At 37.7% G+C, this 20,693-nt stretch carries 17 protein-coding genes; 4 read left to right on the top strand and 13 right to left on the bottom strand.

The genetic code is table 11. The annotated features are described in order from the left end of the window. Window positions 1-271: 271 nt before the first annotated feature. The 13 genes from ACOVQ4_RS18770 to ACOVQ4_RS18710 all read right to left on the bottom strand — a co-directional run bounded on the left by ACOVQ4_RS18770 (window position 272) and on the right by ACOVQ4_RS18710 (window position 15,678). A complete protein-coding gene (locus ACOVQ4_RS18770; RefSeq protein ID WP_421822143.1) occupies window positions 272-913 on the bottom strand; it encodes a YdcF family protein in 642 nt (213 codons plus the stop codon). 22 nt (window positions 914-935) lie between these two features. Then, window positions 936-1,619 carry a GDSL-type esterase/lipase family protein gene (locus ACOVQ4_RS18765; RefSeq protein ID WP_421822142.1) on the bottom strand — a complete coding sequence of 228 codons (684 nt, stop codon included), beginning with the start codon at window positions 1,617-1,619 and terminating at the stop codon, window positions 936-938. A 41-nt stretch (window positions 1,620-1,660) separates the two neighbouring features. Then, on the bottom strand, window positions 1,661-3,193 hold the full coding sequence (locus ACOVQ4_RS18760; protein ID WP_421822141.1) for a sialate O-acetylesterase: 1,533 nt from the start codon (window positions 3,191-3,193) through the stop codon (window positions 1,661-1,663). A 64-nt stretch (window positions 3,194-3,257) separates the two neighbouring features. Next, the gene (locus ACOVQ4_RS18755; protein ID WP_421822140.1) at window positions 3,258-4,412 is read right to left on the bottom strand and encodes a sialidase family protein; all 1,155 of its coding nucleotides are present in this window, start codon (window positions 4,410-4,412) and stop codon (window positions 3,258-3,260) included. A 30-nt stretch (window positions 4,413-4,442) separates the two neighbouring features. Beyond that, window positions 4,443-5,627: an AGE family epimerase/isomerase gene (locus ACOVQ4_RS18750; protein ID WP_421822139.1), complete on the bottom strand. Its 1,185-nt coding sequence runs from the start codon at window positions 5,625-5,627 to the stop codon at window positions 4,443-4,445. A 113-nt stretch (window positions 5,628-5,740) separates the two neighbouring features. Beyond that, on the bottom strand, window positions 5,741-6,961 hold the full coding sequence (locus ACOVQ4_RS18745) for an MFS transporter (protein ID WP_421822138.1): 1,221 nt from the start codon (window positions 6,959-6,961) through the stop codon (window positions 5,741-5,743). Window positions 6,962-7,231: 270 nt separating this feature from the next. Next, the gene (locus ACOVQ4_RS18740) at window positions 7,232-7,486 is read right to left on the bottom strand and encodes an integrase core domain-containing protein (protein WP_421822137.1); all 255 of its coding nucleotides are present in this window, start codon (window positions 7,484-7,486) and stop codon (window positions 7,232-7,234) included. Next, entirely contained in the window at window positions 7,483-8,133 is a 651-nt protein-coding gene (locus ACOVQ4_RS18735; protein ID WP_421822136.1) for a transposase, read from the bottom strand. Before ACOVQ4_RS18735 ends, ACOVQ4_RS18740 begins: the two co-directional genes overlap by 4 nt. 38 nt (window positions 8,134-8,171) lie before the next feature. After that, window positions 8,172-8,567, bottom strand: a complete 396-nt coding sequence (locus tag ACOVQ4_RS18730; protein ID WP_421822135.1) for a transposase — start codon at window positions 8,565-8,567, stop codon at window positions 8,172-8,174. Between the two features lie 92 nt (window positions 8,568-8,659). Next, a complete protein-coding gene (locus tag ACOVQ4_RS18725; RefSeq protein ID WP_421822134.1) occupies window positions 8,660-9,802 on the bottom strand; it encodes a Kelch repeat-containing protein in 1,143 nt (380 codons plus the stop codon). Between the two features lie 3 nt (window positions 9,803-9,805). Beyond that, window positions 9,806-10,735, bottom strand: a complete 930-nt coding sequence (locus ACOVQ4_RS18720; RefSeq protein ID WP_421822133.1) for a dihydrodipicolinate synthase family protein — start codon at window positions 10,733-10,735, stop codon at window positions 9,806-9,808. Window positions 10,736-10,851: 116 nt separating this feature from the next. Beyond that, window positions 10,852-12,387, bottom strand: coding sequence for a SusD family outer membrane lipoprotein NanU (gene nanU, locus ACOVQ4_RS18715; protein ID WP_421822132.1), 1,536 nt, complete (start codon window positions 12,385-12,387; stop codon window positions 10,852-10,854). Window positions 12,388-12,405: 18 nt separating this feature from the next. After that, window positions 12,406-15,678: a SusC/RagA family TonB-linked outer membrane protein gene (locus tag ACOVQ4_RS18710; protein ID WP_421822131.1), complete on the bottom strand. Its 3,273-nt coding sequence runs from the start codon at window positions 15,676-15,678 to the stop codon at window positions 12,406-12,408. A gap of 354 nt (window positions 15,679-16,032) precedes the next feature. Between ACOVQ4_RS18710 and ACOVQ4_RS18705 the strand changes: the two genes are divergently transcribed. From ACOVQ4_RS18705 to ACOVQ4_RS18690, 4 genes are all read left to right on the top strand, one after another. Beyond that, entirely contained in the window at window positions 16,033-16,743 is a 711-nt protein-coding gene (locus ACOVQ4_RS18705) for a FadR/GntR family transcriptional regulator (RefSeq protein WP_421822130.1), read from the top strand. A gap of 584 nt (window positions 16,744-17,327) precedes the next feature. Continuing rightward, on the top strand, window positions 17,328-18,686 hold the full coding sequence (locus tag ACOVQ4_RS18700; protein WP_421822129.1) for a replication initiation protein: 1,359 nt from the start codon (window positions 17,328-17,330) through the stop codon (window positions 18,684-18,686). A 69-nt stretch (window positions 18,687-18,755) separates the two neighbouring features. Continuing rightward, on the top strand, window positions 18,756-19,724 hold the full coding sequence (locus ACOVQ4_RS18695) for a ParA family protein (protein WP_166553076.1): 969 nt from the start codon (window positions 18,756-18,758) through the stop codon (window positions 19,722-19,724). Continuing rightward, window positions 19,725-20,603 (top strand): hypothetical protein, encoded by an 879-nt coding sequence (locus tag ACOVQ4_RS18690; protein ID WP_166553075.1) that lies wholly within the window; start codon window positions 19,725-19,727, stop codon window positions 20,601-20,603. It abuts the gene before it with no gap. Window positions 20,604-20,693 lie beyond the last annotated feature (90 nt).

Here is a 20,693-nt window from a genome sequence, read left to right as displayed (position 1 = left end):
TATTCTTAGCATGCCATAGCCATTATATTTTATTCTACAAATTTCTAATAACCAAAATTCTCACTCTTGGCTTATTAAGAAACGAATCGATGCCGATTTGAGCTTTTCATTCAGCGATATTTCAAGAGAACTCGACTTTAATCCAATCTGTCTTGCAGTAGGAGTCAAAAAGTAAAAGCAGTTTTCGATAAAGTCATCAGAAAAGGAAAAGAGACTAACCACTTTATTGTCATTCCATTACTGGTGAAGTTTGGTAGTAATGTTACATAATTCACCTACTTTCTTGACGGAAAACATATCGATTATACCCTCTTTTGACTAACTCTTCAAATGCAGACCAAACATCTTCAGGAACTTGTTCTGGAATTTGAAAGCCCAATTCTCCATATACTTTTATACGTTGCAAATCACCGACAATCAAGTGAATAAAGGTTTCTTGATCGTCTACCAATTCTAAATATTCATGATAAGTCAGTGGTTCGGCTGCGGTCGACCATTTTACCTCAGTCCACTGTTGGGAAGCAGTATTATAAGCTCGGCGAGTCATATAAGGTTTGGCTATTAATAAACCTTCACGATACGGTAAGTCATATTGTTCGATAATTTTTTTGGAAAAAAGTATATTTTCACCTGTGTTAGAGGCCTTTTCTTCTAAATAAATTTTCTCAGATGGAACGCCCAAATCTATCATGACTTGGGAAAACTTTTGTGCTTCTGTCTCCGTCCAGATTTCATTGGTGACTTTTCCCAAACCACCTGAAACGACGATATAACTTACAGGATTTTGTAAAAAATATTCAGCCGCAAACTTCGGTACACGCATATCACTGCTTCCCAATACCAATATAAAATCGGGATGTTGAGGTACACAACGTTTATTTAGATAGTTATAAATTTTCTCTTCGGACAACATATAAATGAGCTATTATTAATTTCTACTTGAGATACTTTTCTATCACTTTTTTCCATGCTAAATATCCCTCTCCTAACAAATGAAGTCCATCATTGGTAAATTTTGGATTCATGCGACCTGTTTCGTCTACCAAACTTGTATATACATCAACGTAGACAAATGGTATTGATTCGCTCAAACTTTTCAAAGACTGATTTACTTGAATGATTTCAGCTTTTTTGCTAGTATGCCCCCCGAATTTCTTGAAAGATTCATTCACAGGAAAAATACTTTGTACAAAAATCTGCGTTTTAGGCGATGTTTCATGCAAAATTGCCACAATCTGACGAATATTTTTGGCCACACTATCAGGTGAAATACCTCTTGCCAAATCATTTGTGCCTATTAACAAAAATACTTTGGCTGGCTTTCTTTCAGCTACTTCATCGATCCTGTTCAATACTCCTGCGCTAATATCGCCACTGATACCTCTGTTTTTAATATGAGGATTTTGAAACATTTCAGCCCATTCTCCGCCGTCGGTAATACTATTGCCCAACATAATGATATCTTTTGAGGTTTTGGGCAAAACTTTAAAAAGAGCTACTCTTTGATGGTAATAGGTTGAAAATAAAGAATCTGGAAAACGATACTTTACTTGTTGAGCCTGTGCCATAAAGGCAAAAAATAGGCCGAATACACAGCCTATTGCAAATCTGATTTTCATAGATGAAATGTTAAATATGTTCGTTTATCGTAAAATCCGTTTTAAAAATTCCCATTTAATTCTATTTTAAATGGCATCAATGGTAAATTAGCCTCGTTGACAATATTACATTTTGGATTAGGAAGCCATGCATAATTGATTTGGGTAACCTGTTTATCCGAAGGCAAGGTAAGGATTATTTTATCAGAAAAGAGCGTTATTTTTTCAGGATAAAAGAAAGATGCTTCTGTTCCTCCTAGATTAAATCCTTGTAAGATAAAGCCTCTGGGATTTAATCCATCACTGGTTTGCAGTTGTCTAGCAAAGTCAAAACTAAGTTCAATAGTATTTCCTTTTTGCTGATATTCTTTAAAAATAGGTCCTGAATAATCAAGGGATAACTGATAGGTTTTGGCCAAAACTAATAAACTCAGTCGCTCGCCAATAGGCTTTTTATCAGTCGGGTGAACATCCAAGGAATCCCCTGTGTCGATGCTCACAACCATTCCAACGTTGTTGATTTTTTGACTCAACTCAAACTGACTTGCACGAAAAGCAGGCCAACCAGAACGATTAGCAATAGCAGGAAGCTGGACTGTATAAATAGGAAAATCCCCTTGATTCCATGTTTTTCGCCAGCTTTTTACCAAAGCCTCAAACAAAGGCTTGTGAATTTCGGGATGTGTGGCATTGGATTCACCCTGATACCAAATCACGCCTTTGATGGCAAAGGGCGCTAGAGGTTTTATGCCATTATTAAACAAAAAAGAACCTGCAAATGGATGTAATAATTTACGATTGGGCGTAGCATCTTGTAACACAAGAGCCAAATTTTCATTGCTTCTCTCCAATACCCAAGGATGAATATCTTGGGCTTTTTGTAACCAATCTTTCTCCACAAACTGCTGTAATTGAGGATGCGAAGCCAAACTTGCCGAATCGATATAAGCTTGGGTAGTAGTACCGCCAACGGCATTACAAATTAGCCCAATTGGTACATTGAGCTTTTGCTGTAATTGTTTACCAAAATAATAACCCACCGCTGAAAATTTAGCAGCCGTTTCGGGCGTACATAGTTGCCAGTTCGTAGGCTCATAAAACTTACCTGCTTGTAAATCAGACAAAAGACTATCACTAAATACCACCTTAGCCAAGGGACGAGCCGCAGCACGGGGTGTCATGCGAAACAATCGAATTTGAACATTATCTGCTTGAGATATTTCTTGTTTAGCATTTTTGGTTTGTTCCAAACGAAATTCCATATTGGACTGACCAGCACAAAGCCACACTTCGCCCACTAGAATATTTTGAAAAACTAGTCGCTGCTTTTGAGAGGTAACCAGTAATTGAAAAGGACCACCCGCAGTATGAGCAGGCATATTGGCTTTCCAATGACCATTCTTATCTGTTTTAGTTTTTAGGGAAAAACCATCAAACGAAACGTTCACCTCACAAGCTCGACATGATTTTCCCCAAACAGGAATAGCCATTTTCTGCTGCAATACCATATTATCGCTAAAAATAGCGGGTAATTCAAGCTGTGCTTGCGCCAATTGACTCAAGCACAGCAATTTGGTAAAAAGATATTTTTTCATGATTGATTACTCAAAAAATGGCAAAACTGTAAACATCCATTTCACGGGATTTTGCCAATCACTTTTACTTCCATGACACAGTATGAAAAATGATTTGTTTGTAATTGTCTTTTTCATACAAAATTCCAATTTGGTCTTTTCCCACTTGCACAATATCCGAATAGGCGACATTGTCGCGTGAATGCCCTGCTTCGGCTTTGTCGATAACCCAATTTTTCACCCACGTTTTTCCTTCGTCATAACTAATTCTTAAAGTGAGGTTATCTCTATTTTTGGTATCTGCGGCATTACAAAAAGCAAGAATCGTCTTTTTACCTTCTGTAAAACTCAGAATACTTCCTTGACATACAGGATCTGGAAGGTTTGGGTCAAAATAGGTATCGTGCCAATGTTGTCCACCATCGTTACTAATCGCTACAATTCGCTGACGAATATCTCCTTTTTGATTACGAGCATTAAACATCAATTTATTGCCTGACAAAGGAGCTGCTGTAGCTTCATTCCCTCCTGCAATGTTGATGGTTTCGCTCAAATGAAAAGTTTTTCCATGGTCATCGCTATAAAACCCGTGCGCAAAATAATCTACAAAATGAGCCTGTGGTTCGCCCTGCGAGTGATTGGCAGCCACAAAGATGCGCCCTTTGTATTTGCCCTTCAAAAACTGTGTAGCATGCCCAGGCGTATTGGCATACGAACGCCAATCTTCCTGAAACTGATAGGCAGGATTAATCTTCGGTTGGTTAGGTCTATGTACTTGCGTGGTGATATTCTGAGGCTTCGACCACGTGTGACCTGCATCAACAGAGGTCACAAACCAAACTTCTCTAATTCCATGGCCTTTCCGAATTTCACCTTCGTGGTTATTTCCAGTATTATAAAACAAGAAAATACGTCCTTGCGGATACTTTGGGTCGGTAAGGTCAACGACTGGCGCAGGATTACCCGCTTGAAGAGAACCATAATTGATAGCAACTTCGATATTACCCCATGTTTTTCCTTGGTCTTTGCTACGTTTCAGGACAATATTAATATCGCCAAAATCGCCACTTCCGTTGACTCTTCCCTCGGCAAAAGCCAATAATTCGCCCGAAGGTAAACCGATTATGGCAGGTATTCTAAAAGATTTATGCCCCTCTTGTCCTGAGGTAAAAACAGGCACTTGTGCCCACAATTGACTTGTCAACAAGACACTTAGAATGATTACTAGTATTTTTTTCATAGTTATAGTTAAATATCTAACGCTGATATTCTATCCTCTTTTTTCTAAAAACTCATTCAAAATTTTATAACAATACCATTCTTGGCGAGGTAAATGAAAAGGCCCTTTAAACAAATTACCCTTGGCAGTTTGCGCAAGACTTCCATCACGATGCAAATACCCAAACCATTCACCATTAATAGGGTCATGAAAGTGCTGGTAGGCATAGTCATGTACCATTTGATGCCACTGTGCGTATTTTTCATTTCCTGTCATCAAGTACGCCAGTAAAGTGGCAATAATAGTTTCGTTATGTGGCCACCAAAACTTCATATCTTGCCAATATTCTTGTACAGGTTTGTCGTAAACATCTCTAAAATACAAAATACCACCATGTTCTTTATCCCAACCTCTTTCCCACATATAATCGAGCATTTTACAACCTAATTCAATCAGATGTGGGTCGTTGTTACGGTATTGAGCTTCGTGCAAAATAAACCAAGCGCCTTCAATCGCATGTCCAGGGTTGAGAGTACGCCCGTCGATATGGTCGATAATACTGCCATCGAGCGCCACACTTTCCATCACACAGCGAATATCGTCTTTGACAAAATACTGTTCTATTTGCTGAATCCAAGTTTCAATCCAAACATCACAGCGTTCATCACCAATGGTTTCACGAAGTTGCTGGGCGGTATTCATCATAATCATCGGCACACCTATACCTCGTGTTGGGCGCGTATTCGTAAACTTTGCTGGTAGTAAGGTTGGATTGGTAGCGTACTCCAAACATTTACCAAATAACTCACGAGCTTTTTGAGCCGCAGCCTCATCACCCGATGCTTTGGCATAAGCAGCGTGAGCAATTACAGCAAAAGTTTCAGAGAAATAGTAACGACGTTTTCTAATACCTTCGCCTTGCCGAGTTACATGAAAAAACATCTGTCCGTCGGTATCAAAGCAATGTTTGTTCAGAAAATCTATCCCGTTTTTGGCACCATTGAGCCACATTTCATTTTCGCCAAAAGTATTTACCAAAGTCGAAAGTGTCCAAGCGGCTCGTCCCTGAATCCAAACGGCTTTATCATCGTCGATGAGCGATCCATCTTGATCTCTCATGAGCAGATAACCGCCATATTCCCAATCTATACTTCGAGGAAACCAAAAGGGTATGGTATCTTCTAGTAATTGTTTTTGATAAAAATCTCTTAATGTTGTAAGTCGTTGGATGTTCATTTTGGATTGTATATTTTTTAGAAATTGAAAGAAAAGGGAGAGCCTTACCTTGATGAAGCATGTACACATCAGGTAATCAACCGCTCTTCCCTTTGTCCATAACTATCCAATTTTCACTTTGCTATTTTGGGTTTTATTAATGCTAGAAAAATCCCTAAAGCGATAAAAACTAAGCCTCCCAAACTCGCTAAATCATATCCTAGATTTCCTTGGTCGGTAGATTTTCCTAGAATATTGGTAATCAATGCTCCTGCGAATACCCCACACATATTCATAAGTCCGTAGGCAGTACCGCGTTGTTTTTCGGAAACGATTTGACAAAGAATAGGCATATTGTTGGCGTCGAACATGCCATATCCTAACCCAAAACAGATAGCAGCTCCTACCAAATGCCAAACTTCCGTACCAAAACCGAGTAAAAACAAGGCAGGAATCGTGAGTCCCAAACCAATAGCACTCACAAAAATTCGTCCTCGAATATGCGTTTGTATCCATCGATCAGATAAATATCCCCCCGCAAGAACGCCAACTAAAGAGGAAAAAGCCATAGTGATGGTAGACAGCGGACCAGCCTGAGCCATATCAATATTGAGACTTTGAGAAAATAGCGTAGGAAGCCAATTTTTGATACCCCAGCCTGACAAACTAGGAATCGTAAAATAAAGTAATAACAAGATAAAAGCGGTATTCCCAAACAAGCTTTTCAAATTATTAACTATCTGATTTTCTGACAATTCAACACTACTCTCTTCTACTTTTTTTCGATTTTCTTTTAATAAAACCATTAGTAAAAGGGCGTATCCCACACCGACAAAACCAAATAATTGAAAAGTTGCCTGCCATGAAAAAGATGCCGCAATCGTTGCTCCAAATCCACCAAGCGATTGACCTATATACAAGCCCGTCATGTGAATGCCAATGGCAATTGAACGGCTTTTGGAGTCATGGTAATCGGCGATAAGTGACAAAGCGGCAGGAATATACAACGATTCGCTAAAGCCCATCAATGCCCGAAGAGCCAATAATTGAGGAAAATTTTGAGCAAAACCCATCAATAATGTCACAGCAGACCATACAAACAAGCTACTGACAATAATCCATTTGCGATTAATACGGTCGGCAGCCAATCCTGAGATAGGACTCATAAGCCCATATATCCAAAGAAAAATGGCCATTAATTGCCCAAAATTTGTAGCAGTCTGAAGCTCAACAATCGATACCTGCATACTTGCTTTCATGGTCGAAAGCATCTGTCGGTCGAGATAGTTGAGCAATGCTACCACCCAAAGTAGCGCTACAACAAGCCATTTATAGTTTTTGGAATTCGATAACATTTTGATTATTGATTTTGGATTTCTGATTGCGGATATCAGCTTTGGTATTGTGTTTTATGAAAAACTGAACAAACGAATTAAGTATGAGTGCTGAGTTCTTTGCGTCAACTTTTGTTTACAAATATTTTATATTTTGAATGAGGTAACTGCAAGAGTTACCGCTACACCAATTTTATTCTAATGATAAAGCTCAACCTTCGTACAGTACTAATTTAAAAATTTGTCCTTGCCTAAAATAGGTTGCCCTGAGTTTTAGCCAAGTTAAATTAATCAAAATTGTAAAATAGTTTGATTTGGGTTTGTGTTTTTTGAATAATCACATGTCCAAATGGGTAAATTAGGTTTGTTTTCATTGTTTAGTTCTTTGATGTACTGTTCAAACGCAAAAGGTGTTAGTCCTTTCAGGGCTGCGTGTGGTCTTTGATGGTTGTATGTGTGAACTGCTTTTTTAAGCTCAGTGGCTAATTCGTCAAAATTTGTAATATTTTTATAAATCAGATACTGATTTTTAATCGTGCCATTCACTCTTTCAACGTGACTAGGCGTCCCCGCGCATTTTCATAGACCTCATTACACATACTGATGCTAATTTCAGCCTCATTCAAAAGGCTGACATAGGCTTCGCTGATGTATTGACTTCCTCTGTCTGAATGATGAATAAGCTCATGCTTGAACTTATTCTGTTTCCGAGTTTTCAATGCCATTTTTAAAGCAATGATGTTGTTTTCTGCTCTCATATTATCTGCAAGAGAATATCCAACGATAAAACGCGAGTAAACATCTAAGACAAAAACGATGTAGTAAAACCGATCATTTACTTTAAAATAGGTAATATCACTCGTCCAGAGTTGGTTAATGTCTGTGAGGACTTTATCAACCAAAAGGTTTTTATAACGACTGTAAGGACTTGAAAAAGTAGTCCTACAGAGGTTTCTATAGGCTTTTACCCTAAAGCCATAGTAGAGTCCGATGCTGATAAAGGCATCTCGTCCGATTCCTTCTGGTCGATAATAGTCATACATGGTTCTCAGACCCATAGCAGGGTGAATCTCCCTAATTTGGAGCATCAAGCCCACATAAAGACTTTCTTTTACCTTCCATTCTTCGATTCTGCGGAGCATTTGATAATGTCCTTGTTTGGAAATACCACAAAGCGCATATAAATGCTTCATTTGGTAAGAATGTTGGGTAATATTTTGGCGAAAGTACTCTAAAGTGTCGGTTTGAAACTTTTTTTTAGGTCGATGTCGAGTTCCTTTGAGGCAATCTCAATGAGCTTTGACTGATAGTCAATTTCCATTTGTTTTTGCCCAAGGATACGCTCAAGTTCAGCTACTTTTTTGAGTAGCTCCTGGGTTTTAGCCTCTTCGGAATCTTGTTGTACAATCATCTTAGTTCCTTTTTTGTAGTGGGGAGAATATTGGTAAATCCAGCGATAAACGCTTGTGCTACTTACATCCCACAATTTACAAAATTCGATGATACTAATCCTTTTGTTGAGAATGTCTTCGACTTTTTCTCGTTTGAACGACTCACTGAAAATACGACTTTGACGAATCTCGTATTTTGTACTTTTCCCAGTTTTAGATTTTGAAGTTGCCATCATTAGTTGATTTTTGAGGGCAACCTATTTTAGGCAAGGACAACTCACAACTCACAATTCATAACTCATCACTAACAAATACCTCTTCTAAAACCCTATTTGATTTCTCCTACTAATATTTCTACACTTCTTACTCCTGCTTTTATTTCGCCTGAAGGAATAATGACTTTGTTATCCCAAGTAATAGCCGTAGTGGTTACTGGCACAGAAAAAGGAATTTTGCCAAGCTTTTTCCATGTATTTTTCTGGGAATCAAACAGTAATATTTCTCGACTAAAACCTGGGTGATTGACCTGTAGATTATTTTTTTGAGCAATGAGTTTAGCCTTCTTCTCAGGGTCAGATTCTTGGGCGATTTGTGCCAACAAAATTTCTACCTGATGAAAAGTTTCGCCCTTATCTCCACCAAATAACATACATTGATTTTTGCCTACTACAACCCCAGTTCCTGCCGAAATAGCATAAGGCAAAGATTTTTTTGCAGTCCAAGCTTTTTTATGACTATCAAAAGAATAGCAAGAATCGTAAAAGTCGCTTATGCCATTGGCTTGCCTTTGGCGTCCGCCAACTATATATAATTGATGGTTGAGATTAAACAGTAAAGAATGTGAAAGACGCACAGGAAGCTCTGCAACGAGTTGCCAACCAAGTGATATATGTTTCAAATCCAATTTGAGTAACTGATTCGAAACACCCGTTGGGGTTTCGCCACCAGCCAAATAAATATCCGAATCATGAACAATGGTGGCTGCCGCATTACTAATTCCTTGTGGTAAATCAGGTAAAGATTCTATGGCTGGTTGTTCCTTTTGCGGATTCCATTTCAGAACAAAAACCTCTTTTCGATAACCTTCTTGGTCTTCGCCACCGATGCAAATCAGCCCTTGAGAAGACTGAACGGTGGTCGTATAAGCCATTTTTTGAGGCAGTCGAAAAGTTTGAGAATGCCAGAAAAGCGCCTTGTTAGTATCTTTGCGTAATACATAAATGTCATCGAAATACTTCTTTTTTCCACCCTCCCAAGGCAAAGCATCTTCAAAATTAGCTCCACCAGCTATCATCAACACATTTTGAGATACCCCAACGATTGGTCCAGCCAAACCCGCTTGTTTGGTATGTCCATTAGCTACTGGCAATGAATGTAATACCGACCACTGAATTTGAGGCGGTACATCACTCAACACATCGTTGGTATATCCCATACAAGAAATAATCGTAGACATAAGTAAATTTTTCATAGTTTAAGCATGCATTTTTGAACAAAATACAGAGAAATTCAATGCTTCGACATCCTTCTTGAAAAGTTCGAATTGAGAATCTGTCATATTTCTAACGGGTAATCTAAACGTTCCGCAATCCATATCAACCAATTTCATATAGGCTTTTCCAGTGGAGATTCCTCCATATTTGCCCAACAAACGAATCATTTCGATAGATTGCATTTGTAAGGCTCTGGCTTTAGGTAAATCATTTTTGTCAAAAGCCTCAATCAAATCATGGTACAAAGGTGCAGCATAATTGAAGGTGCTGCCTACGGCACCTTTTGCTCCTAAACTCAAAGCTGCCAGCATATTTTCATCGCGTCCCCAAAGCATATCATATTTCCTACTTTGAAATTCTAAACACGACTGATAATCCATGAAATCCTCATGCGTATATTTGATTCCTGCAAAATTGGGTACTTTTCCATCTATGGCTTTCAACAAATCATACATGGCAAAGTTTACCCCAGTCAACACAGGAATATGGTAATAGTAAAAAGGCATCTCGGGCACTACAGAAGCTACTTCTTGACAAACCTCTGCAAGCTTTTCTACAGAACTTGGTTTAAAATAAAAGGGCGAAGTAAACGAAATAGCATACAAGCCTAATTCTTGAGCATATAGCGCCAACTCTTTACAATCGGCAATACTTGTACCACCCAGAAAGAGCATTACTTTAAAATCAGGATCACCTAAAGTTGCGTTCGCCCAAGCTTGTGCAACCGCTCGTTTTTCGGTATGCGTCAACGAAACACCTTCGCCTGTTGAGCCACAAATAAAGGCACCTGTCACACCATTGGATTTGAGCAAATGGTAATATTCTTCAATCAATTTCAGATGCAAACTTCCATTTGAGTGCATAGGAGTAAAAGGAGCAGCAATAAGTCCTTGAAGATGAGCTATTTTCATATTAGTATTATTTATTTCTGGGACAATGAATTAAAGGCATAGAGGTACAGTTTCACACTAAAATCTTTTCACTTGTACCTCTATAATTGCCTTTTTTATAGTTTTCTTAATTCAAATTAAAAGCTTGGATACCCCGTTGTTTGTACCAGTGAACGGTTATTTGTCAATGAGTTACGATCGATTGGCCATAGCACTTTGTAAGCTTCGTTGCTTGATAAAGTCGTATTGGCAAAAACATAGCTATTACCAAATCTACGAAGGTCGTACCAACGTTTTCCTTCAAAAATGAACTCAAACAAACGTTCATCTAAGATAGCATTTTTAGGGTCTTTATCTCTGGCTTGATTCGGAAAGCCATATTTACTAGCCACATAATTAGCACCAAAAGCCCTAGCACGCACCTGATTGATTTCGGTAGAAGGATCTTGACCTAACAGTATTTTCGCTTCGGCAGTAAGCAATAACAAATCAGCAAAACGATAAATCGGATAATCGTTGGTATATACACGTGAGCCTGCATTTTGCTCGCCTTGGAATTTATTGGTAAAACATCCTACTAGCTCAAAACCTGTGCTACGCTTCTCAAAAGCTGGCTGAATCGAAGACAAACGACGAGTATCAGCTTCATCAAATTTTTTGAATGTGGCAATACGCACTGGGGCACGCAATAAGCCACTCCAGTTGTCAACATTAACATTGAACTGGCGAGAGCCATTCAAGTCATAAAAGTTTGAAATCAAGCCTGTTTGTGGAACAAAGCTACTTGATACAAAACCCATACTTGCTTCATTCAACACATATCGAATAGCAAAAATGATTTCGTTATTACCTTTATTATTTGAGGCAAAAACATTGCTAAAACTTGGTAACAGCGTAAGGTTTGGGATATTGGTTCTGATTTCGTTTAAAGCATTCAATGCTGTTGTAGCATCCGCTACGCCACCACCTCTTTGACTATTCCACAAAGACACTTCTGCTTTGAGCATCAATGAAGCGGCTTTTGACCAATAGCCTTTATTATTTCTGAAAGAATAGTCGCTGCCAAAACTAGCAATAGATTTATCAATATCTGATTTTATCAAATCCATCACTGCTGATTCTGGAGAAGCCTCCTTCGCCAAGTTGGCAATATCAATGGACAAAACTGGCTCAGTCTGAATCACTACGCTACCCCATGTGCGATACAAATGGAAGTAGTAATAGGCACGCATTCCGTAGGCTATACCCAAATAGTAATTCTTGTTGGTAGTACTTACGATATTGGTCGTATTTAACTTACTAATCAATAAATTTAACTGTACAATATTGGTATAAAATCCGCCAAAATTGCTCACGCCTGAATTGTCTAAATCGAGGGTATGTTGCCACATTCTTTCTAAGCCTTGTGTGGCCTCACCCGTGAAGGTACTGGCACTATTAGCTTCAGTACCAAATATATCAGAGCGCATTTCGCCCAAGGCTTGAATATTGGCATTATGACTTCTCAGTCTTGAATGAACTCCTGAAACAAAAGCATCGAACTGGTCGGCTGTTTTCCAATAATTAGCGTCACTGATGCTACTAATAGGTGCTAGGTCGAGGCTTGTATTACAAGCGGTCATTCCCAAACCTATCGCTATTCCCAAAAAGGTTATCTTAAATATTTTTTTCATAAATCGGTTTCTTTAATATTAAAATGACACTTGTACTCCCATCACAACAGTTCTTGGCGTTGGATACGTACCCGAATAGATTCCTCCTGAAGCTGGCTCTGGCGAAGGACCGCTAAACTTCGTGATATAGAAAAGATTATTGAAGTTGGCGTAAATGCGAGCTTGGGAGAATAGTTTATTCACTATGATGCTTTTCGATAAATCATAAGAAAGGGTAATTTCACGACAAGCTAAGTAATCTCCTTTTTCATAAAACCTTGAGTTGTTGCCATTCAAAACCGCTCCACCGTTATTGGCTCTTGTATAGTTTTTCTTTCCTGCTGGTGCTCCTACTTGGTCTGCATAATACACCTTTGGAATATCAGTATCGGTATTGGTTGGTGACCAAGCATTTTTCTGCAATTCGAGATAGTTGAAAGTACCCTGATAGTTACCCAGTGTACGAGCCACAAGATCATTATAAATCGTATGTCCTAATGCAAAATCAAATCTGGTAAAGAGCGAAAAGCGTTTGTAAGACAAGGTTGAAGTAAAACCTCCTATGACATTAGGGTTGACATTTCCCAAATACACTTGGTCGCGAGAGTCGATGATATTGTTGTTATCTACATCGAGCCAATTGACATCTCCTGGGGCAATTTTATTAGTCATCGTTGTCGATGGACCGCCAATTCCTGCGATATTATCTACTCTATTACCCGCAATACGAGCTACTTCTTCATCATTTTTGAAAATCGACACTTGTTTGTAGCCATAAATAGCTCCCAATGGCTGACCTTCTTGCAAACCTCCTACCCACACGACTTTTCCTTGTGCAGGGTCATACACTTGCAATCCGCCTTGGCGATTATTTTCATTGCCGTTGAATGGAAGTTGTAAAATTTTGTTGGCAACAAAAGAAACATTACCCCCAACATTCCAAACTAATCCGTTTGGTTTTTGTAGAATTGTTGCATTCAAAGTCAATTCTAACCCCGTGTTTTGGAACGTTCCCAAATTGGTACGTACTGAGCTGTATCCTGTATAACTTGGTAGGGTCAAGTTGGTCAACAAATCGCTGGTACGACGGTCATAATAATCCACCATCAAGCTGATACGATTTTTGAGTAAACCAACGTCTACACCAACATCCATGGTAGTACTTTTCTCCCAGCGCAAGCCTGTGTTAATAATACTTGTGCTCAAAAAGCCCAAATTGGTATTGTAATTTCCTTGCGAACCATAAACCCCTTGTACTTCATAGTTCCCAATACCTGCTACGTTACCGTTTACCCCATAACTAAATCTTGGTTTTACCGAACTCACGTAATCACTCAAAGTACTATTTTTAAAAAACTCCTCTTTGTGTAAATTCCAACCTGCCGACATTCCTGGAAAAATACCAAATCGATTATCCGAAGCCAAACTTGAAATACCATCTCTTCTTACGACAAAATTCAACAAATAGCGCTCATCAAAATCATAGTTTAAACGACCAAATTGTGAGAAAATACGATATTCATCTTTGTAAGAATAATTACTTCCAGCAGCAAAAGTGGTCGACGCATTGGCAGTCTCAATATCATCAGTTGGAGCATTTTGACCTAGAACTTGCATTTCAAAGGTTTTTTGTTTGAAATATTCCGTACCAATCATGGCAGTCAAATGATGCTTATCACCCAGATTTTTCTGGTAATTCAAAATCGCATTGTATTGTTGCTGAAACGAACGAGAGAATAGCGATGACGCATTTCTAGTAGTATTGCTATACGACACTGGATTAGTGTACAAGTTTGTATAGTTTTGAGTAGCTAAACTAAATGAGTTATTCAGCGACTCAAACAAATACGCATTACCTGAGACTTTCAAATATAAATCTTTGGTAATATCATACTTCGCCGAAGCATTGACTGTAATACGATTTACCTCATTTTCACGCTTTGTTTTTTGTAACCAGTACAGCGGGTTTCCATCCGTAACACTATTCCCAGGATTTGGCTGAGTTTTCAAAGAATCTAACCAAGGATTCATCGTTGGCCAAATGGCTAAACTTCTGTACAAGGTATTCGCTTCAGAACCAAGCGTTCCGATTTGAGAGGAAGTTGAAAATGTTGCTCCCGTCGAAATTTCTAAATTAGGTTTTACTTTGTAAGAACCATTCAAATTCCCTGTGTAGCGCTTGTAGTCAGAACCAACAATTACGCCTTGTTCATTGTAATAATCAAAACTAGCAAAGTACTTTCCTTTATCATTGCCACCCTCTACGCTCACGTAATGATCTTGGGTATAGGTATTTCTAAAAACCAAATTCTCAATTTCGCCTCCATGATCTTTGTATAAAATCGAACCGCCATAAGGGTCGTCCATCGATTGCCAACCTTTCGCTAGCAAACCAGCATTGGCAGGCGTATTGGCACGAATATCAAATAATCCTAAGTTGGCGGCGTCCGTCAATAGACCATACCCACGAGTGGCATTAACTTGAGCTAATGTTCTACCTGAGTTCAAATTTCCCAAGCGATTGTAATAGATATAATCACGAGCATTCATGTACTTATATCCTTCTCGATTTTGGTTGTAACCCAAGGTAAATTTGTAATTCACTCTTGCCACACCTGCTTTTCCTTGTTTGGTCGTAATTAAAATAACCCCATTGTTGGCCCTTGCTCCATATATGGCTGTTGAGGCTGCATCTTTCAAAAGTTCCATCGATTCAATATCGTCTGGAGCAATGTCATTGAGTGCTCTAATGACACCATCAACTACAACTAATGGCGCTCCAGGGCTATTGATTGAAGCTCCCCCACGAAGCAAAATAGTAGGTGCAGCTCCTGGCGTTCCTGAACGGTTGATGACTTGCAAACCTGCCAAAGATCCTTGTAAGGCTGTCCCAAGGTTAGCCCTTGGAGCATTCGCCAATATGTCTTTTTCAAGCTTTCCAATCGAACTCGTAATATTTCGTCTCGATTGTGTGCCATAACCTACCACCACTACTTCTCCCAAAGAAGTAACATCTGAACGCAACTGAATGCTCAGATTTGTTGCAGTTCCTATTTTGATTTCTTCCTTGATATATCCCACATAGCTTATCACCAAAATATCTCCTTCTGAAGCCACCAACGCAAACTCTCCTTTTTCGTTAGTGCTGGCTCCTTGTGTTTTCCCTTTCAAGAGAATTGAAACACCGGGCAGCGCTTCGCCACTTTCTAAGGCGGTAATTTTTCCGCTCACTTTTTTGCTTTGCCCCCATGAAACAAATGTCCACAAAATGCAAATCATGAGTAAACCCACTCTCTGATAAATGTTTTTCATAATATAGTTTAGTTAATGTATTATGTATTACATAACAAAGGTATGGACTAGCGAATCATTTATGCAAGTTTTTAGTAAAATTTTTATAAATTATTTTAATTTAGTAGTAAATACTTACTTTATTGAGGTATTACTACTTACTTTCATGTATTTAATTCAATAACATGTAATACTTATAAGTACAACTATGAGGATTTATTTATACAACATAGTTGATTTATCAAAAAATGTATACCTCATGTTAGACAAAATAATAAAATGGCTATTAAATGCCTTTCAGGTCTAAATTTCATGGTTTTTGCTTTTCAAATTCGATAAATTATACTACTTTTATAAAAATAAGTAATACATATTATGACAAATGAAGACTTTAGCGATAGCTTTATCGCAGTAGATAATAGTTCGTTGGTAGATAAAGTTGAGGCCAATTTGGTGGAGTTGCTCCAAAGCAGAAAACTTAAAGTTGGTGATGTAATTCCAAAAGAAGTGGAATTAGTCGAACTCTTGGGCGTGAGTAGAACCGTAATTCGTGAAGCGATTACTCGACTGCGTACTATGGGAATTATCGAATCCAAAAAGAAAAAAGGTTCAGTAATTACAAGCCCAGACATTGTAGGCATCATGAGCAAAAGCATGAATCCTTACATTCTGGATGAGGATACTTTGCGTGAAATTTTTGAGTTGCGTCTGGTTTTGGAAATCGGTATGGCTGATTTGATTTTTCAAAAAATCACGCAAAAGGATATCGATGAGTTGAAGGAAATTGTCAAAAACGAACCTACTTCTAGCGAATCGCATTTGTTCAACATTGAACACGAAATAAATTTTCATGGGAAGCTCTATGAAATTACTGGCAACAAAACGCTCAAAAGTTTCCAGAAAATGTTACTCCCGATTTTTGATTATGTCCACAATAGCGGCCTGCTAAAAAAAGATTTGCCTCATCGGAAGTTTGTCTCTCACAAAGGTCTCGTAGATATTTTGGAGAATGGCTCGCCAGAACTTTTCCGCAATGGCATGAGAAACCACCTAGAAAATCATTTTGCGAGACTTTTTGCTGAATAGACAACAATTTCCTTACTCTCATATTTTGAGAGCTTAAAATCAAAATATGAGAGCTTTTTTAGAATTACAGTAATACCTCAAATTTTCACATGACTTCTTTTTTGTTTTTCTTCTTTCACCGAGAAAAGAAAAACGACTTTTATGGGGCACCGCAATAGACAATCATTTCTAAATCACTGAATGAAAAAATCCTTATTTTTAAACTTTTAAAAAAATAAAAAAAATCAACGCTGTTTGTCAAATACTTTCATTTCTTTCCTTTTCTTTCTATTCTTTCAGGCTTCGTAACTATTTGATTTTCAATAATTTAAGTATGATAAAAACGACTTTTATGGGTTATAAAACGACTTTTATGGGATGTAAAACGACTTTTATGGGTCATAAAACGACTTTTATGGGATATTAAAACGACTTTTATGGGTCAATAACGACTTTTATAGGGAATTATCCACATTTTGCAAAAACGACTGTGGATAAAATGTGTCGTTTTTACTTTTTTTTGTGACCTAGAGCTACTAATTTCGTAAAAACGACTAAACAAATACTTAGTCGTTCTACCATCTAAATCGTTGCCCAAATCGTCCATGAGTAAAGAGCATAGAGAAAAAGCCATTGAAGTTATTTCAAGAGATCCCAACAGATTAGTCAAGACCAATCCCATTATCAATGCTAAGTTTGACATTACTGCAGTACAGATGAAAGTTTTTCTGAAAGTCATTGCATCTGTCGATCAGAGCAATGATGATTTGCCTGACGTGCAGATTTCTCTGAAAGAATTTCAAAACTTTGTGGGTGGCAAAACCAAAAACTTATTAAAATACTTACAAGAAGAATTGACCAAACTTCGTAAAAAAGATATTTACTACGAAGATGATAAAATCAAATTAGAAGCAAACTTCTTTAGTTCAATCGTTTACGATAAAGTTCAGGCAAAATTCATTTTTGAGTTTTCTAATAAGCTCAAGCCCTTCCTTTTACAGATTAAAGAAAATTTTACGGTATTAGATATACGTAACCTGCTTTTTTTAGATAGTATCTACGCTATTCGATTTTATGAATTCTGTAAACAGTATGAAAGATTTGGCTCGTTTGAGTTAGATGTTGAAGACTTGAAAGATCGTTTAGGGCTTTCGACCAGATACAAAAACTATTTTGATTTCAAGCTCAAAGTCTTGCAACAAGCCAGAACAGAATTGGAAAGTAGTTCGGATTTATATTTTGATTTTGAAGAAATTAAATCAGGGAAAAAAGTTATTCGTTTGCGTTTTATCATCATTGAAAATCGCCAAAAGACAAAAGTGGATGAAAGTTTGCAACTTCAAATTGTGGAGATACATACACTCGTGAAAGAGTATGTCACAGAAGCAGTGGTGAATACCTGGTTTAAGAAATACCCTTACGCCCAAATTTTGGCAGGAGTAGAATATACGCTTAAAGAAATAAAACAAGGAAAAGTACAAGATCCAGCTCGTTACTTACAAAAGATGGTAAGTGCCGAAGACATTGTCAAACAGCAAGAAACGAAAGAGCTAAAGATTAGAGCTCACCAAGAACAACTGATTATTACAGAGAATATCAAAGTTCAAGAAAAGTCGATTACTTATCAAAAAGATTCATTACTCAAGGCCTATTACGATGACTGTTTGGAATATGCGATTCATTTATTGAGGTTTGATCCTACTGTGGGAGTTGCGATTTATAATGAGCTTAAAAATAAAATAGAAAATGGACCCAAAACAGTTACCGACGAGCTAGTTTGGGAATATATATTAGCCTCAAATGAAAGTTCTATTCCTATGAAATTTTATGGAGCGATTCAGAATCAGCAGTTTATGGTAACGAGTTTTGTTGTAACTTGGTGTAAAAGTCATTTTATTTCAGATTTTCAAAAAATTAAGGATCCTTATCTTCCCAAAGCAAAAGAATTTGGCTTAGTTTTATAAGATATAAAAAATGATATTTATTGTGTAGATAAAATACAAATATTATATTTACACAATAAATGCTTTTTTATGCTTACTACAGACTTACTAATTCGTTTTCTTAATAGAAATCCAGCCCTTACCATTACGGGTATTGAAAAAGAAGCTGGCATGGCGATTCGCTCGCTCACTCAAATTATCTCTCTTAAGCGCGAACTTACCGATAAGCAACGTAGCAAATTGTTGCCTGTTCTGATGAAATATGGTTATAATGAAGCTTTCAATCTTAAAGCTACAGTTATTGCCATTGCCAATAATAAAGGTGGTGTTGGAAAAACAACCACAACTGCTTACTTGGGTGAAGCCTTATCGAATCGTGGTTTGAAGGTATTGTTGATTGACCTTGACTCTCAAGGTAACTTAAGTCAGATATTCAATGTGACTACCGAGAATGGACAAGTGTTTAATTCCTTGGTCAACTATACCATTCCATTGCATATCGAAGAAGTTACGGAACACTTACATATTGCTCCCTCTGACTTAGAACTTCAAAAAGCTGAACAAACGCTACTTTCAGCTCCAGCTAGCCAACAACGTTTGCAAAGAGCTTTAGTTCCATTTCTGGATGTGTATGATTTTATCTTAATAGACTGTCCTCCTTCCCTATCGGTTTTGACACTCAATGCATTAAATGCAGCCAACTCGTGCATTGTGGCTATGCAACCAGAAATGAATGCGGTAAATGGTCTTAACTCACTTTTTGGGGTAATTTATGAGACACAAATTTTCTCAAATCCAACTTTACATATCGAAGGTATTTTGTTTACGATAGTTGAAAAAAATACTGTGCATACCAGTATGAAAGAAGCAGTTAGAGAAAACTATCAAAGCGTCAATATTTTTGATACTGAAATCAAAAAAGGCATTGAAATTAAAAAAGCACAAGCTTTGAAAGCACCAATTTTTGATTTTGATAAAAACTCTGCCGCTGCCAAATCGTATGATGAGTTGGCGCTAGAACTTCTCAATAATATTAACTCAAAACGTAATTCGAAATAGATGGCTAAGAAGATAGATTTTAAGGCTCAAATGAAATCGAACGTTACTAAGACTGTAACTTCTGGTTTGATTTCGAATGAGAATATAAAGCAGCGAATCACGATTTTGGACGAACTCAAAGACTTGATTCAACCCTTACAAACAGAAGAATTAGAAGGACTTGAAGCTAATATTTTGGCAAATGGTTGTAAGGACTCTTTAGTGATTTGGCAAACTACCGAGCAGAAAGTCAATCCCAATTCGGAGACTGACCAAGAGTTATTTGTATTGGTAGATGGTCACAATAGATACTTGATTTGTCAGAAACATAATCTGCCTTTCAATATTGTGCTGATGTTTTTTGAGACCATCCTTGAAGCTCGCAATTATATGCTTGACCTTCAAATGGGGCGTCGCAATTTGAGCCCGACACAGATGGCCTATTACCGTGGATTGAGATACAATGCTGAAAAATTGACAAGCAAGGAATCTAATTTTTCAACAGAGGGAATGGAATTAAAAACCTCTGAAAAAATAGCGCAGCAGTTTAAGGTTGATGAAAAAACTATTCGTAGAGATGGTGACTTTGCCAGCGGTCTTGAAAAATTGGATATTGATCTTCGTAAACAAGTTCTCTCAGGAGAAGTAAAGGTACCCAAAAAAGTTATTCAACAATTGAGCAAAGCTGTTGTGGAACAACCTATTTCGAGTATTGCAGCCCTGGATTCGGTAGTGTCACAGCCAGCTTCTTTGTCTACTTCTTCGTCAGAAGCTACTCCTGATAAAGTGTTCAAGGATATTAACGCTATGCTAAAGACGGTTCAAGCATCCAAATCAAAAACTCATTTTGACCAGCTCAAGCAATTGGTAAATTCACTCGAAGGCTTCATGATTGATTAAATAATAAAGTCCTTTTTTCAAGAATAGCCCAAGTGGACATTTTGTCCGCTTGGGCTATTATTTTAATAGTTTGAGTTTTACAATATTTTT

Origin of the sequence: Flectobacillus sp. (genome assembly GCF_049240685.1) — a bacterium.
Lineage (GTDB): Bacteria > Bacteroidota > Bacteroidia > Cytophagales > Spirosomataceae > Flectobacillus.
This window is presented reverse-complemented; position numbering and strand designations above follow the sequence as displayed.

Coding starts and splice junctions, on each gene's coding strand:
- ACOVQ4_RS18770 (WP_421822143.1), bottom strand. CDS start 913: ATGTTGTCCGAAGAGAAAATTTATAACTATCTAAATAAACGTTGTGTA.
- ACOVQ4_RS18765 (WP_421822142.1), bottom strand. CDS start 1,619: ATGAAAATCAGATTTGCAATAGGCTGTGTATTCGGCCTATTTTTTGCC.
- ACOVQ4_RS18760 (WP_421822141.1), bottom strand. CDS start 3,193: ATGAAAAAATATCTTTTTACCAAATTGCTGTGCTTGAGTCAATTGGCG.
- ACOVQ4_RS18755 (WP_421822140.1), bottom strand. CDS start 4,412: ATGAAAAAAATACTAGTAATCATTCTAAGTGTCTTGTTGACAAGTCAA.
- ACOVQ4_RS18750 (WP_421822139.1), bottom strand. CDS start 5,627: ATGAACATCCAACGACTTACAACATTAAGAGATTTTTATCAAAAACAA.
- ACOVQ4_RS18745 (WP_421822138.1), bottom strand. CDS start 6,961: ATGTTATCGAATTCCAAAAACTATAAATGGCTTGTTGTAGCGCTACTT.
- ACOVQ4_RS18735 (WP_421822136.1), bottom strand. CDS start 8,133: ATGAAGCATTTATATGCGCTTTGTGGTATTTCCAAACAAGGACATTAT.
- ACOVQ4_RS18730 (WP_421822135.1), bottom strand. CDS start 8,567: ATGATGGCAACTTCAAAATCTAAAACTGGGAAAAGTACAAAATACGAG.
- ACOVQ4_RS18725 (WP_421822134.1), bottom strand. CDS start 9,802: ATGAAAAATTTACTTATGTCTACGATTATTTCTTGTATGGGATATACC.
- ACOVQ4_RS18720 (WP_421822133.1), bottom strand. CDS start 10,735: ATGAAAATAGCTCATCTTCAAGGACTTATTGCTGCTCCTTTTACTCCT.
- nanU (WP_421822132.1), bottom strand. CDS start 12,387: ATGAAAAAAATATTTAAGATAACCTTTTTGGGAATAGCGATAGGTTTG.
- ACOVQ4_RS18710 (WP_421822131.1), bottom strand. CDS start 15,678: ATGAAAAACATTTATCAGAGAGTGGGTTTACTCATGATTTGCATTTTG.
- ACOVQ4_RS18705 (WP_421822130.1), top strand. CDS start 16,033: ATGACAAATGAAGACTTTAGCGATAGCTTTATCGCAGTAGATAATAGT.
- ACOVQ4_RS18700 (WP_421822129.1), top strand. CDS start 17,328: ATGAGTAAAGAGCATAGAGAAAAAGCCATTGAAGTTATTTCAAGAGAT.
- ACOVQ4_RS18695 (WP_166553076.1), top strand. CDS start 18,756: ATGCTTACTACAGACTTACTAATTCGTTTTCTTAATAGAAATCCAGCC.
- ACOVQ4_RS18690 (WP_166553075.1), top strand. CDS start 19,725: ATGGCTAAGAAGATAGATTTTAAGGCTCAAATGAAATCGAACGTTACT.